The 15,880-nt window shown below is 72.6% G+C and carries 2 protein-coding genes (1 of these 2 running past the window's edge); both read right to left on the bottom strand.

The window, feature by feature from the left end; translation table 11 throughout:
• Positions 1-8,519 carry the start of an SDR family NAD(P)-dependent oxidoreductase gene (locus BLV01_RS05000; protein ID WP_091794519.1) on the bottom strand. The gene continues 16,123 nt to the left of window position 1, outside the view, so the window shows 8,519 of its 24,642 coding nt (coding positions 1-8,519); its start codon is at positions 8,517-8,519; the stop codon falls past the left edge of the window.
• Entirely contained in the window at positions 8,516-15,880 is a 7,365-nt protein-coding gene (locus tag BLV01_RS04995) for a hybrid non-ribosomal peptide synthetase/type I polyketide synthase (protein ID WP_091794517.1), read from the bottom strand. The genes BLV01_RS05000 and BLV01_RS04995 overlap by 4 nt, the downstream gene beginning before the upstream one ends.

Genomic DNA, 15,880 nt, shown 5'->3' with positions numbered 1-15,880 from the left:
ATGCGCTCGTCCGATTTCTGCGCGAGCAGACCGTCGTCGAGGCGGCCGGCGAGATGAAAGACGCCGTGCAGCGGGCCGAGCGCGTCGCGGGCCGCGGCGACGATCGCCGCCGCCTGGTCGGCGCGGGCCACATCGCCGCAGGCGTAATGGACGCGGGCGCCGAGCGCGCGCAGCTCATCGAGGAAGTTGCGGCCGTCCTGGTCGAGCGGGCGACGGCCGCTGAGCGCGATGCCGGGCCGGTAGCGCTCGGCCAGATCGCGCGCCAGGCAGCGGCCGAGGAAGCCGAGTCCGCCGCTGATCAGCACATTGGACTCGGCGGACAGTTCGAACGCCGCCTGGGGCGCGTCCGCCAGCGCGGCGTCCTGCAGCGCGGCCAACTGGCGGCGTCCCTCGTGCACGCGCGCATGCAGGCCGCTGTTCGCGGCCGCGGCGAATTCGCGGCAGATCGGGGCGATCAGGTCGGGCGCGGGCATCGCCAGCACGCGCGCGCGCAGGGCGGGGCGCTCGATGCGCAGGGCGCGAAACAGTCCGGCCACGGCATGGCGCAAGGGCCAGGCTCGATCCTCGTCGCCGGTCAGATACAACAGGCGCGCTCCTTGTCCGGCGGGCGCCGCGAGCAGCGCGCGCAGCAGCTCGGCAAGGGCGAGCAGGTTGGGTTCGACGGCGTCGGCGTCGGCGTCTTGCGCAGCGTGCACGAGGATCGCCGGCAGCGCCGCACTGTGGTTGAGCAAACGTTCGCGCACGCGCTGCGCGGCATCGGCCAACGGGTAGCAGAGCACCGTCGCGGCCTGCGCCTGCCAGGCCCCGATCGACGCCTGCGGCGCGTCGATCAGCCAGATCTCGTCCGGCGCGGCGGCGTCGGCGAGCGGCGCGTCCCGCCATGCCGGCGCGTACCAATGCAGCGGCGCATCGCTGTCGATTCCGGCCTCGGTTTCGGGCGCGCCTGCGCCCGCAGCCGGCGCGGAGGCGTTCGTGCCGGCGGGGGGCGCGTCGTTGAACCAGTAGCGTTTGCGCTCCATCGGGGTCGGCGGAAGCGGAACGCGCCGGTACTCGCCGGCGGCGAAACATTCGCCGAGCCGTGCCGCATCGCCCTGCAGGTACGCGTCCAGGATCTGCCGCAACGATTGCGCATCGCAGCCGGAGTCGGCGCGATCGGGCGCCGCTTCGCCGGCCAGCCACGCCGCCAGCGCGCGCCGCGCCTGCTCCGCGTCGTCGACGATGAAGCCGCAGCGTTCGCTGAAATGTTCGCGGCCCATCGCCAGGGTGTAGGCCGCATGCGGCCAGCTCTCATCGTCTGCCTGGTGCAAATCGTCCGGTTCCAGCCATTGCGCGAGCTCCTCGACCCGACGACGCAGCATGGCCGGACTGCGCGCCGACAGGCACAGCGGCAGCGGCCGCGGCGCGGGCGCGGCGGCGCCGGACGACGTCGGCGCCTGCTCGACCAGCAGATGGCCGTTGGCGCCGCTGGCGCCGAACGAACTCAGACCGGCGCGCAAGGGGCCGCGGGCCGTCCACGGCGCCGGCTCGGTCTGCACGCGCAGGCCGGAGCCCTGCCAATCCAGATGTGGATTCGGCGGCTGCGCGTGCAGCGAAGGCACCAACGTGCGATGGCGCATCTGCAGCAGGATCTTGGTCAATCCGGCGACCGCCGCGGCCGATTCGAGATGGCCGATGTTGGATTTGATCGAGCCGATCGCGCAGTCGCTGGCGTCGCCCGCGCCGCGCGCCAGGCGCAGCCCGCGCAGTTCGATCGGATCGCCGAGCGCGGTGCCGGTGCCGTGCGCCTCGACATAGTTCACCGCATCGGCGGTCAGTCCGGCGCGGCGATAGGCCTCGCCGATCGCCTCGGCCTGGGTATGCGGCTTGGGCGCCGTGTAGCGGGTCGCCTTGCCGCCATGGTTGATCGCGCTGGCGAGAAGCACGCCATGGATGTGGTCGCCGTCGTCCAGCGCATCGCGCAGGCGCTTGAGCACGACGATGCCCACGCCTTCGCCCGGCACGTAACCGTCGCCGTCGGCGCCGAAGCTGCGGCAGCGGCCGTCGCGCGAGAGGAAACGGCCCTGGCCGAGCAGCAGGTACTTGTTCGGGTGGCTCATCACGTTCACGCCGCCGGCGAAGGCCAGCGCGCATTCGCCGCGGCGCAGGCTCTCGCACGCCAGGTGGATGGCGGTGAGCGAGGACGAGCACATCGTGTCCAGTCCGATGCTCGGACCGTGCAGGTCGAACACGTAGGAGACGCGGTTGGCGACCGAGGCGTAGCTTGAATCCATCGCCAGCGGCCGCCCGGCCTGTGTTTCCTCGACGCCGTAGAACTGGTAGTGCCCGGACATCACGCCGGCGAAAACGGCCGCCTTGCCGCGGCGTTCGAGCTGGTCGCGGCGGTAGCCGGCGTCTTCCATCGCCTGCCACGCGGTTTCCAGGAACAGCCGCTCCTGCGGGTCCATGCGTTCGGCTTCGCGCGGCGAGATGCCGAAGAACAGCGGGTCGAACCGGTCGTGGCCGTCGATGAAGCCGCCCCAGCGCCCGTAGGTGGTGCCGGGGTGCTCGGGATCGGGATGGTAGATGGCGGCATGGTCCCAGCGCGCCGGCGGCACCTCCTCGATGCAGTCGCGGCCGGCGAGCAGGTTGCGCCACAGCTCCTGCGGATCGCGCGCCTTGGGATAGCGACCGGCCAGGCCGATCACCGCGATCGCATCGTCCGACGCCGCAACGTCCGATGCCGCGGTATCGTCCGGGTTCGGCGGCTGATCCGGCGTACGTTGCGCGGTTAGCGCCGGCGCGGCGGCGCGCGCGGTCGCGGCCGGCGCCGCATCCGCGGGGCTTTCGCCCGGCGCCGCGTTCGCGTCCAGCCAGCGCCGCATCGCATCGGCATGGTGGGCGAGAAAGTAGGCGGCCAGGGCGGCCACCGATTCGTGCTCGAAGAACAACGTCTTGGGCAGAGGCCCCAGGCCCTGCTCCAGCCGCTCGGTGATGTCCAGGATGGCGAGCGAATCGACACCGAGTTCGGCGAATGCGGACTGCGCGCGCACGCGCTCGGGCGGCAATTGGGTGCGCTCGGCGATCAGCGCGGCGAGATAGCGCTCGCAGTCGTGGCGCAGGCGGTCCTGGACCGCTGACGGCGGTGGCGGCGACGGCGCGGACGGCGGCGAAACGGGCGCCTGCAGGCCGTCGTCGGCCGACGGCGCCGGCGCGAACATGGCGCGGGTCCCGGCGGCGCTGGCCTTGACCACCGCGATGCAGGGCGCATCGGCGACGGCCAGCGCCGTCTGCAGCGCCTGCCAGCCTTCGTGCTCTTCCATCGGTTCGATCGACCAGCGGCCGCGCAGCGTCTGCGCGCGCTGCGGGTCGGGCTGCATGCCGCCGTCGCGCCACCACGGCCAAGCCACGGCGAGGCTGCGGCCATGGCGCAGCCCCAGGCGACGCTGCGTTTCGCGCCAGGCGGCGAAACCCTCGAGCATGCCGTTGGCGGCGGCGTAAGCGGTCTGTCCGGCGTTGCCGAGCACCGACGCCAGCGACGAACACAGCACGAAGGCGCGCAACGGCTCGTCGCGCAGGACCGCATCGAGCTGCACTGCGCCTTCGACCTTGGCGCGCAGCGCGCGCTCGAATCCGGCCCGGCTGTTCCGCCGCAGCGGCGCGTCGTGCAGTTCGCCGGCGCTGTGCAGCACCGCGTCGATGTTGCTGTAGCGTTCCCGCGCCACGGCGCAGGCGCGTTCGACGTCGTCGCGCACGGCGCAGTCGCCGCGGACGTAGGCGACCTCGCCGAGCGTGCGCAAAGAATCGAACGCGCGTGCGCGCTCGCCGGCAAGCTCGCCGCGGCCGAGCACCACCACGCGGCGACCGCCCAGGCCGAGGAAACGACGGCACAGCGCAGCGCCGACGCCGCCCAGGCCGCCGGTGACCAGCGCCGTGCGCGCGCCGAGCAGGTCGGCCTCGGCCGGCGCGCGCAGATCGGTTCCGGTGTCGGGCAGAAGCCGCCAATGCAGCGTCTGCCAGCGGCCGTCGGCATGACGCGCAACGGCGATGCGCGGATGCGTCGGCAGCAGCGTCGGCAGATGTTCGGCCTCGGCGCGATCGAATTCCAGCACCGCGACCGCGCCCGGATGCTCGGCGTCGGCACTGCGCGCGAATCCGCCCAGCAGACCGGCCGCCGCGGCGCCGGCTTCGACCGGAAAGATCCAGCGCAGGCCGATGCCGGCGGCGGCCGCGGCGCGGACCCGCTGACAGACGGCGACAGCGCCCGCGATGGCGGCCGGTATCTGCGCTTCGCCGTCCCAGGCGGACAGATCGACGATCGCGTCGCAGTCGGCGGCGTGTTCGGCGAGCAGGCGCAGCGCTTGCGCCTCGTCGTCTTGCGCCGCGCCGATCTCGCACCACTGCGCGCGCGTGCCCGTCCGCGCGAGCCGCTCGGCCAGCGCGTGCCCGCGCTGCGCCGTTCCGCCGCACAGCAACAGGCGTCCTTCCCGAGCGGCGGCCGCGGCCGGCAGCGCCTGCCATGCCGGGCGCAACAGGCGTACCTGCGCCGGTTCGGTCAGCGCGCGCAGCGCCAGCCCTTGCAGGCAAAGCCATTCGCGGCCGTGGTCGTCGTAGGCGCGGATCACGAACGCGCCGTTGTCGCGACGGCCGTGCGCCCACAGCGCGGACGGTGCGGGACCGCGCACGCGCACGCTCGAAATCGCAAACGGCACCCGCTGCAGCTCGGGTTCGGGCGCGCCGGGACGCGCGGCCAACATCCACAGCAGCGCTTGCAGCGCGCCGTCGATCATGCCCGGATGCCAGGGCTCGGCGGCGCGGTCGTCGCGCTGCAGGCGCACCAGCACCTCCTCGCCGTCGGCCTGCGCGGATCGGATCGTGCGCATCGCCGGGCCGTAGTCGAAGCCGCGTTCGGCGAAGCGTCGATAGATCTCTTCGCTCTGGCTCGATGCGCCGAGCCGGTCCCGCAGGGCCTGCATGCGCGCCGCCGCGGCGGCCGGCTCCTCGGCGGCCGCTTCAGCGGCGTCGCCCAGGCGCCCTTCGCACAACACCTTCCCGTCCTCGGCCAGCAAGCGGAAGCGGTTGGCCTGGCATTCGCGGCGCAGCGGCAGCGGCCGCTCCGGGTCCGCCTGCAGGGCTTCGCGGAACACCACATCGCGCAGTTCGCCCGCGGCGCCCAGGCCGCAGGCTTCGCGCGCCAGCTCCAGCCACCACGCAGCCGGCACCAGGTTGCGGCCGCCGACGCGGTGATCGCGCAGCCAAGGCGCGGCGGCCGGCGCAGCGGCCGCGCCTGCGGCCGCCGGCACCGGTTGCGGGCCGACCCAGTAGCGCTCGCCGGCGAACGGATAGGCGGGCAGCGAAATCGGGCGACCGCCGCCGAGCGCGGCGCGCCAGTCCGGCGCGGCGCCGTCGAGATAGCGTTGCGCCAGCGCGGCCGCATCGGGCCCGGCCCGGCCGCGCAGCGGCCCTTCGCCGGCTGCGAGGCCGGCCAGTTCGGCGGTATCGGCAGCGAACAGCACGCAGCGGTGCGGGTGGTGGTCGCGGTGCAGGGCATAGCTGCAGGCGATATCGGCCAGGTCGGTCTGCGGGTGGCGCCGGCACCAGGCCGCCAGTTGCTGCAGACGCAGGTGCAGCGCTTGCGGCGAATGCGCCGACACCGGCACCGGCAGCGGACCGGCTTGCGTCGACGACGGCGCGGTCGCGGCCGGCGCCTGCTCCACGACGATATGCGCATTGGCGCCGCCGGCGCCGAACGAACTGACTCCGGCGCGGCGCGGCAGCGATCGTCCGTCCAGGCGCAACTGCGGCCACGGCGCCAGTTCGCGCTGGATGCGGAAGCGGGTGCCTTCCAGGCCGAGCTTGGGATTGAGCGTTTGCGCGTGCAGGGTAGGTGCGAGCTCGCCGGCCTGCAGCTGCAGCAGCACCTTGATGACGCCGGCGACGCCGGCTGCGGATTCGAGGTGGCCGATATTGGATTTCACCGAGCCGACCGCGCAGGTTTCGGCTTCCGGGCCGCCGAAGGCCTTGCTCAGCCCGCGCAGTTCGATCGGATCGCCGAGCATGGTGCCGGTGCCGTGCGCTTCGACGTAGCCGATCGAGCGCGGGTCCACGCCGCTGCGCTGCAGGGCCGCGCCGACCACGCGCGCTTGCGCGTCGGGGTTGGGGACGGTGTAACCGCTGGTGCGGCCGCCGGCGTTGAGCGCGGATGCGCGCAGCAGGCCATGGATGCGGTCGCCGTCGCGCAGCGCCGCCGACAGCGGCTTGAGCACCAGCGCGCCGACGCCTTCGCCATCGACGAAACCATCGGCGTCGTCGGCGAAGGCCTTGCAGCGGTCGTCGCCGGCGAGCATGCGCAATTCGCTCAGGCGCGCGTACTGGCGCGGATGCAGGATCAGGTTGACGCCGCCGGCGATCGCCAGCGCGCATTCGCCGCGCCGCAGCGCCTCGCAGGCGAGGTGGATCGCGGTGAGGGAGGAGGAGCACGCGGTGTCGACCGCCAGGCTCGGCCCCTGCAAGTCCAGGCAATAGGACACGCGATTGGCGATCGACCAGAAATTGGAATCGGCGGTGCCGTGGACGCCGGCGCGCGCGGCCTCGGCGCCGACCCAGCCATAGGCGCCGTTCATCACCCCGACGTAGACGCCGGCGCGGCGCTCGCAGGCGTCGAGCCGGCGCGAATCCGCGCCCGCGTCTTCCAGCGCGGCATAAGCGCATTCCAGGAACAGCCGCTCCTGCGGGTCCATCGCCCGCGCTTCGCGCGGGGTGATGCGGAAGAACTCCGCGTCGAAGCGGTCCACCTGGTCGAGAAAGGCGCCCCATTTGCTGTAGCTGCGGCCTTCGCCGCGCGCCTTGGGGTCGAACTGCTCGCGCCAGTCCCAGCGCTCGGCTGGAATCTCGCGCACGCAGTTGCGGCCTTCGCGCAGGTTGCGCCAGAACGTTTCCAGGTCGGGCGCGTCGGGGAAGCGTCCGCTCATGCCGATCACGGCGATCGCCGGGTCGTGGCCGGCTTCGTCGCGCTGGGCCGCGGGCATGGCGGCCGGGGGCGCCGCTGCCGGCAGCGGCGCGGCATGGCCGGATACGCTCGCGGCGGCCGTGCCGCTGTCCGTCGGCGATGGGGCTGGCGCCGGCGGCGGCGCTGCGTTCCGGGCGATGGCGGCGCGCAGCGTCGCTGCATGTTCGCTTTCGAAATAGGCGGCCAGGCGCGCCACGCTGGTATGTTCGAACAACAGCGTCGAGGGCAGTTCGCCGAACACCTTCTCCAGCGGCCGCATCGCTTCCATCACGATCAGCGAGTCGAGGCCGTAGCGCTCGAAATGCTCGTCGTCGGCGATCCGTTGCGGCTGCATCCGCAGCACCTCGGCGAGAATGCCGCGGACCAGGCTGCGGGCATCGCCGGGCGGCTGCTGCGGCGTTGCCGCGTCCGCTGCGCGCTCCGGGCCGGCGTGCGCGATCGTCGCGGCCGCCGCGGTGGCCGCGGCATGGCCGGCGTATTCGGCCACCAGGATGCGGCCGGCGTGGCCGCCGCCCTCGGGCAGAAGATGGCTGCGCCGCCAACCGCCGCGTTCCAGCACCGCGCGCCAGGCCTGCTCGGACAACATCGGCGATCCCGGATCTCGCAGCCCGTCGCGGTGCGCCCACCAGCCCGGGGTCAAGCCGAACACCAGGGTGGAGAAGTCGTTGCGCTGCATCATCTCGTTGAGCACCAGCAACCCGCCGGAGGCGAGCAGGGGCGCGATGTGGGCGAGGCTGCGGGGGACATCGCTGGTCGCGTGCAGGACGTTGGTCGCCAGCACGACATCGACTTGCTGCGCGCCCAGGTCCTGCTCGCGCGCGTCGCGCTCCAGGTCGAAGCGGGCGAAACGCGCGAACGGATAGGCCGCGCCGAACTGGCTGCGGCCGCGATTGACGAAGTGCGCGGACAGATCGGTGTACAGGTATTCGACGCGCTCGGCCCAAGGCGCGAGCGCGGCCAGCGCCGCCGCCGACGTGCTGCCGGTGCCGGCGCCGACTTCCAATACGCGCAGGCGCCCGCTGCGGCGCTGCGCCAGCGCCTGCAGCAGCTGGGCGATCATGCGGTTGAGGGCCTGGGCCGCCGGACCGCGGTACAGGCCTTCGACCAGTTCGCCCGAACCTTGCGGAAACAGCGCTGCGGTCGGCTCCATGGCGCCGGTGAGCACCTGCGGATAGCAGGCGAGAACGCGCTGCAGCAACGCGCGCGGGCCGGACATGTCCGGCCAGTCCGCCGCGGCCGGGGCCGGCGCGGGCTGCGGCGGCGATGGCGACGGCCGCCAGGCATCGCCTTCGCGCTGCAGCCAGCCGTGCCGATGCAGCAGCGCCAGCAGCTCGTCCCACAGCGCGGCATGCTGCGCCACCACGCCGAACCGCTCGCGCGTTTGCGCGGCCGACAGGCGTTCGCCGCGCCAGGCGCCCATGGCCTCCAGGCACCGCCACAGATCAAGCGCGCCTTCCTGTTCGAGCGCGAGGAAGGCCGCGGTATTGCGTTGCCACAGATCGTGGCCGGCCGCGTCGGAGGCGATCAGGCTCATGCCGGTTCCTCAAGCTCGAAATGCAGCGACGCGATCGCGTCGAAATCGGAAAGGCCGGCGATGCCGGCCGAAGCCTCGGCCGGGCGCGGCGTCGACTCCCGCAAGGGCAGGTCCTGGCGCGCCTGCGCGCTGAGCTTGATCGCCAGCACCTGGCGCTCGTTTCCGGCCAGGACGCGTTCGATCACGTCCATGCCTTCGCGCTCGCCGATCGAAGCCACGCCCAACTGCGCCATGCGCGCGCGGTAGGCGTCGCTGGCGACCGCGCCGATCTCGCCCCAATAGCCCCAGTTGATGACGCGGGCCGGACAGTCGGGGCGGTCGATGGCGAGCGTGAACGCGTCCTGGAACGCGCAGGCGGCGGCGTAATTGGCCTGGCCCGGGTTGAACAGCAGCGATTGCGCCGAGGAAAAGCTCAGGAAGAAATCCAGCGCGCGTCCGCCCAATGCGCGGTAGGTCGCAGCCATGGCCTGGACCTTGGGGCGCAGCGCCCGGCGGAAGCTGTCCTCGCTCATGGTTCCCAGGCGCTGGTCGGCCAGGACCAGGGCCGAGTGGACAACGCCGTGCAAGGCGCCGTAGCGCTGCAGGGTGGTCTCGACCACGCCGCGCATCGCCGCCTCGTCGCCGGCGTCGGCGGCCAGATAGATCGCCTCGCCGCCGGCATCGGCGATGCGCGCAAGCAGCGCTTGCAGCTGCGGCGGCGATTCGCGCCGTCCGACCAGGACGCAACGCGCCTGCGCGCGCTGCGCCATGTGCACCGCGAGCGCGGCGCCGATGCCGCCAGCGCCGCCGACGATCAGATGGACGCCCTGGCTGCGGAACGGCGCCCGGCCCGGCCGTGGCAGGCGCAGCGGTTCGAGCCGGCGGATCTTGCGCGCGCGCGCCTCGATGCGTTCCAGCGGCGCCGCCGGCCGCGCGCACATCGCCGCGGCCGCGGCCGCGAGTCCCGCCGGCGTGTCGAGGTCGCTGCCGTCCAGATCCAGCGCGCTGACCGACCAATGCGGCCACTCCCGGGCGACGGCCTCGGCCAGGCCCAGCAGCAGGGCGCCGCTCGGGCGCGCCGCGGCGGCATGCACGTCGCAGGCGGCCACGCGCAGCGCCAGAGGGGTCCCGCCGCGGTAGCGCTGCAGCGACCGCAGCAGTTGCAACAGCGCCAGCGGTCCGTTGCGCTCGGCCTGTTCGAGCGCGGCAGCGTCGCAATCGGCCGCGGCCAAGGCATCCGCATCGAGCAGGACGGCCAGGCGCTCGGCCCGCCCGAGCTGCACCGCGGCCGTATCCAACTGCAGCGGCGCAGTGCCGACGCAATGCACCTGCAGGCCCGGATGCGAGCGGGCGAGCGCATGCGCGAGCGCCTCGCAAGCCGGCGAGCACAGCAGTACGGTGTCGTCGTCGGCGCTCGCGTCGGCATGGTCGCTCGCTTGCGTCCACACCGGACGCAACAGGAAATCGGCCTCGTCCGGCAGCGGGCGGTGGATGAGTTCGTGCACCCGGCATACCGGGCGATCGTGGTCGTCGCCGAGCCAGACATCGAAACCGCGTTCGCGCCGGTAGCCGTGCAGGCGCAGCCGCGCCGGCATCGGCGCCAGCAGATCGATGCTGCGCGCCGAGAACGGCACTTGCGCGCGTTCGCCGCCGTCGAGCCCGATGACGCTCTGCAGTGCGGCATCGGCCAGGGTCGGAACCAGGCCGAACACCTCGCGCTCGTCCGCGGCCAGGTCCGATTCGATTTCGGCCCGTACCTCGTCGCGGCCGCACCAGAGCCGGACGATGCCCTGGTAGCGCGGACCGTAATCGATGCCCAGCGCGGCGAAGCGCCGATAGATCTCTTCGCGCGACAGCGCCGTCGCCGCGGGCGGCGTCCATGGCTGCGGCAGGGCGGCGGCCGGGGCGGGCTCGATCGTGGCGCTGGCGTGCACGACGTCGCCGCGCTGCAGTCGGCAGCGGTAGCCGTCGCCTTCGGCGACGACGACGATTTGCAGGGCCGGCGCCGAAGGCTCGATCTCGACCACCTGCGTCCAGTGCACGTTGCGCAGCCGCACCGGCCCGTCCAGGCCCAGCCGCGCCGCCGCGGCGCGCATCAGTTCCAGCGAATAGACGCCGGCCAGGACGATGCGGCCGTCGACGCGGTGTTCGGCGATCCACGGGTCGTCCAGGCTCGGCGCGAAGGCGAACACCACGCCGCCGGTTCGCGCCGAAGCGGCGAGGTCGGCGGTGTCGAGCAGGTGCCGCGGCGGTTGCGGCTCCAGCCAGTGCGCATCCCCGGCGAAGGGGTAGGGCGGCAATCCGGGCAGGCTCCTGCAGCCACGGCACAGCGATGCGGTATCGACGGCGAGTCCTTGCAGATAGAGCGCGGCCAGCGCCCACAGTCCATCCAGGCGCGCGCCGGCGTCGTTCCCGGCGGCGACATGGTCGAGGAAGGCCGCGCCGGCGCGGCTGGCCGTTTCGGGCCAGTGCGCCTGCGCGCCGCCGACGGCGCCATGCTGCAGGGTTTCGCCGCGCCGATAGCGCGCCAGATCTTCGCGCAGGGCCTGCAGATCGCAGACGACGAAGGCGCAGCGATGCCGCAGGCTGGCGCGCGAGCGCGACAGGGTCGAGGCAAGCGCCTGCAGGTCCGGCGCGTTGTCCTGCAACCAGTCCTCCAGGTCGTGGAGACGGCGTTTCAGCGCGGGCGCGTCGTGCGCCGACAGGCAGAGCAGCTGCGGCCCGGCGGCGGGCGCGGTGGCCGGCGCGCCGCCCGCCGCCGCGGCCTCGACGATCACATGCGCATTGGAGCCGCCGAAGCCGAACGAGCTGACGGCTCCGCGCAACGGTACGCCGGCCGCGGCCGGAGCCCAGTCGCGCGCGTTCTCGACCACGTAGAACGGGCTGCCTTGCAGGCGGATGTGCGGATTGAGCCGTTCGAAATGCAGGCTTGCCGGCAGCTTGCGATGGCGCAGCGACAGCAGCAGCTTGATCAGGCCGGCGACGCCGGCGGCCGCCTCGAGGTGGCCGAGGTTGGATTTGATCGAACCCAGGCCGCACCACGGTTCGGCCACGGTCTGCGCGACGCCGTTGTCGTGGAAGGCGCGCTTGAGCGCATCGACTTCGATCGGGTCGCCGAGCGCGGTGCCGGTGCCGTGGGCCTCGATGTAGCCGATGCTGTGCGGGTCGATTCCCGCGCGCCGTCCGGCGCGCGCGATCAGTTCGCGTTGGGCCTGGCCGTTGGGAGTGGCCAGATGGTTGGCGCGGCCGCCGTGGTTCTCTTCGGCGGCGCGGATCACGCCATGGATGGCGTCGCCGTCGCGCAGCGCGTCGCGCAGGCGTTTGAGCACCACCAGGGCGACGCCTTCGCCGCGCACGTAGCCGTTGGCGCGATGGTCGAAACTGCGGCAGCGCCCGTCCGCGCTGAGCATGCCGTTCTTGCTCAAGGCGATGTGCACCGACGGGCTCAGGATCAGGTTGACGCCGCCGGCCAGGGCCATGTCGCAGGCGCCGGCGCGCAGCGCGGCCACGGCGCGCACGATCGCGATCAGGGAACTCGAACAGGCGGTATCCAGGGTGGCGCTGGGGCCGCGCAGGTCGAACAGATAGGAGATGCGGTTGGCGAGCACGGCGTGGGCGAAGCCGGAGACCGCGAAACCGTCGATGGCGCGGCCGCGCTCGCGCTGCAGTTCCCAGTAGTCGTGGCCGACCGCGCCGACGAACACGCCGCTGCGGCTGCCGCGATACACCGCAGGCGGCAGCGCCGCGTCCTCCAGCGCCTGCCAGGCGGTTTCCAGCAGCAGGCGCTGCTGCGGGTCCATCGACTGCGCCTCGCGCGGCGAGATGCCGAAGCAGGCGGCGTCGAAGCGGCGCACATCGCTCAGGAAGCCGCCCCAACGCGAGAATGTGCGTTCGCCCTCGGCCGGATCGCCGTGATAGCGGCGCCAGTCCCAGCGCTCGGCCGGCACTTCGCCGACCAGGTCCGCGCCGGCCCACAGTCGCTGCCAGAGCGCATCGGGGTGGTCGGCGCCGGGAAAGCGTCCGGCCATGCCGATCACCGCGATCGCTTCGGGGTCGGCCGCGTCCACCGCGTCCACCGCGTCGCCGCAGCGCGCGTCGGACCGCTCGTTGGAGGAGGAAGCCGGCGCCGCCGCGACCTCGCTGCGGGTCGCTTGCGGCAGCAGATCGCGCACATGCTCGCCCAGGCTGCGCACGGTCGGGAAGCTGAAGAACGCGGTGGGCGTGAAGTCGAGCGCGAACGCGTGCCCCAGGCGCGTCGCCAGGGCGGTGAAGCGGATCGAATCGAAGCCCAGTTCGCCGAAAGGCGTCTCCAGCGGCACGTCGACCGGCGCCAGCGCCAGGAGTTCGGCGACGATGCGGCGCACTTCGCTTTCGGGATCGGCGCTCGGCTGCGACGCAGCGGCGGCGACGGCTTCGGGCGCCGCAGCGTGCGCCGGTTCGTGGGTGGGCGTACCGGCGGCGCGTCGCGCGCGCAAGCGGATCTCATCCAGGTCCAGTTCGCCCAGGCTCTTGCGATCGACCTTGCCGTTGCCGCTCAGCGGCAACGCCGGCAGCGCCAGCAGGCGCCCAGGCACCATGTAGCCGGGCAGGCGTTCGCCCAGCGGGCCCTTCAAGCGCCGCGCGGCGTCCTCGTCCATGCTGCCGCTGGGCACCACGAAGCCCCACAGCGCGCTGACTGCGCCGCCCGGATCGCGCCGCGCGACCACCGCCGCGTCGGCGACGCCAGGCAGTTCGCGCAGCACGCTCTCGATCTCGCTCAACTCGACGCGGTAGCCGCGGATCTTGACCTGGGTATCGATGCGGCCGAGGTAGCGCAGGCTGCCGTCGGCTTCGCGCCGCACCAGATCGCCGGTGCGGAAGGCGCGCCGCGCCGGCTGCACCGGATCGGCGACGAACTTTTGCGCATTCAAGTCGTCGCGCTTGCGGTAGCCGCGGGCGACGCCTTCGCCGCCGATCAGCAGCTCGCCGGCCACGCCGGCCGGCACCGGCTGGCCGCGCTTGTCGAGGATATGCAGCCAGGTGTTGGCGATCGGCTCGCCCAGGGCGATGCGCTCGGGATCCTCGATCTCGGCGATGGTCGACCAGACCGTGGTCTCGGTCGGGCCGTACAGGTTCCACAGGCGGCGTACGCGCGGACGCAGCGCCGCAGCCAGTTCGCGGTCCAGCGCCTCGCCGCCGCACAGGGCGGCCAGCCGCGGCGAACCCGGCCATTCGCCGGCGAGCAGCAGTTTCCACGTTGCGGGCGTGGCCTGCATCGCGGTCGCGCCGCAGGCCTGGATCAGGCCGATCAGCGCGGCGGCGTCGCGACAGGCCGCGGTGCTCGCGATTACCGTACGCGCGCCCACGCACAAGGGCAGGAACAGCTCCAGCACGGAGATGTCGAAGCACACCGTGGTCACGGCCAGCATCGTGTCCTGCGCGTCCAGGCCGGGCCGTTGCGCCATCGAGCAAAGGAAGTTGACCGCATTGCGATGGCTGACCTGCACGCCTTTGGGCGCGCCGGTCGAACCCGAGGTGTAGATCAGATAGGCCAGGCCGGCGCTGTCGCGCTGCTGCGGCAGCGGCGCGCGTTGCGCCGCGGCGAATGCGTCCGCAGCGGCGGCGCCGTCCGCGCGCAGGATCGACTCGGGCGCGAACGGCCCGGCGCAGGCGTCGTCGCCGACCAGCACCAGAGGCGTCTGCGCATCCTCGACGATCGCGCGCAGCCGTTCGCCGGGCTGCTCCGGGTCCAGCGGCACATAGGCGGCGCCGGCGCGCCAGATCGCCAGCAAGGCGACGAGCAGGTCGAGCGAGCGCGGCATGCACACGGCGATGCGCTCGCCGTCGGCCGCTTGCGGGCCGTGCGCATCGAGCCTCGCGCGCAGCACCTCGGCCAGGGTCTGGCTGCGCTGCCACAGTTGCGCGTAGCTCAATTCGCCCTCGGCATCGGCCGCCGCGATCGCATCGGGACTGCGCCGCGCCTGCGCATCGATCAGGTCGTCCACGTTCAAATGCAGCGGGAATCGCGCGCCGTCCTGCGGCGAGGCCGTGGCCTCGACCGGGCCGGGGACCAGCGCGAACGGCGCCTGGTCCGGATCGCGCAGCACGGCGGCGACCATCTCGCAAAAATGCGCGATCATCGCCTCGACCGTGGTGCGTTCCAGCAGTCCGCTCTTATAGTCGATGCGGAACGCTATCTCCGGCCGGTTCTCGTAGGCCATCGACAGGTCGTAGACCGATTCGCAGCGCTTGGGCGCGACCCCGCGGCAGACCAGGCCGTCCAGTTGCAGCGGCACTTCGCGCAACCAGCCCGGGGATTCGTTGAGGCCGACGTTGAAGAGATCTGCGGAGAGGTCGGAGCGGACCTGGCGCAGCCCTTCCACGATCGCGTTCAACGGACAGCGCTGATGCGGCTTGGACGCGGCGCGCTGGGCGTTGGCTTCGGCGGCCAGGCGCCGGAAGCTGCTGTCGGCGTCGAAACGCAGGCTGATCGGCACGTTGTTCATGAAGCAGCCGATCAAATGCCGGAACGGCTTGGGCCGCAGGTTGACGGTATGGCTCAGGGTGATCTGGCTCTGGTCGCAAAAACGCGCCAGCACTGCCGAAAACAGCACCGCTACCAGCCGGAACAAGGTGGTGTCGCACGCCGCGGCCTGGGCCCGCAGCGCGTCGGAGACCTCGCGCTCGAGCGCGAACACTTCGTAGGCGCCTTCGCGGCTGTCGATCCGCACCTGTTCCTTGAGCGGAAGCTCCGCGCTCAGGCGCGCATCGACGAGCAGTTCCCGCCAATAGCGCAGGTCGCGCTGCAGCGCTTCGTCCGGATAGGCGTCCTGCTCGTGGGCGACGTAATCCTCGAAGCCGGGCGACGGCGCAGCGAGCTGCGGCGGGCGGCCGGCGCGATGCGCGTTGTACAGCTGCGACAGCGCGAGGATGTAGTCCTGGTAGGAGATTCCGTCGGAAATCGCGTGATGGAAGCTGATCACCAGCACATGGCGCTGCGCCGCGCTGCGCAGCAGGCCGATCTTGTACAGCGGCGCCTGCCGCAGGTCGTAGACGTGGTGGGAGTAGCGCAGGACGAAGTCGTCGACCTGCTGCGCATCGGCGCCGGATTCCGGCGCTTCGTAGTGGAAGTCCGGCGCCGGCGCGCCCAGCAGCACCTGGCGCAGTTCGCCGTCGCGTTCCAGGAAATGGGTCCGGCACACTTCCTGCCGATACATCACGAAGTCCGCGGCCGCGCGCCGCATCGCCTCGACGTCGAGTTCGCCTTCGATCTCGAACACCGAGGGGATGTTGTAGGCGACGCTGTCGGGCGCGCACCGCCACTCGTCCCAGAAGCGCTTCTGGTAGATCGAGGCGGGCAGCTCGCGGTCGACGGGGCCGGGCGGACGTTGTGGGTCGGTCAT

The organism is Lysobacter sp. yr284 (genome assembly GCF_900107375.1).
Lineage (GTDB): Bacteria > Pseudomonadota > Gammaproteobacteria > Xanthomonadales > Xanthomonadaceae > Lysobacter.
Note: the sequence above shows the minus strand (reverse complement) of the source record. Positions and strands in the feature narration are given on the sequence as shown.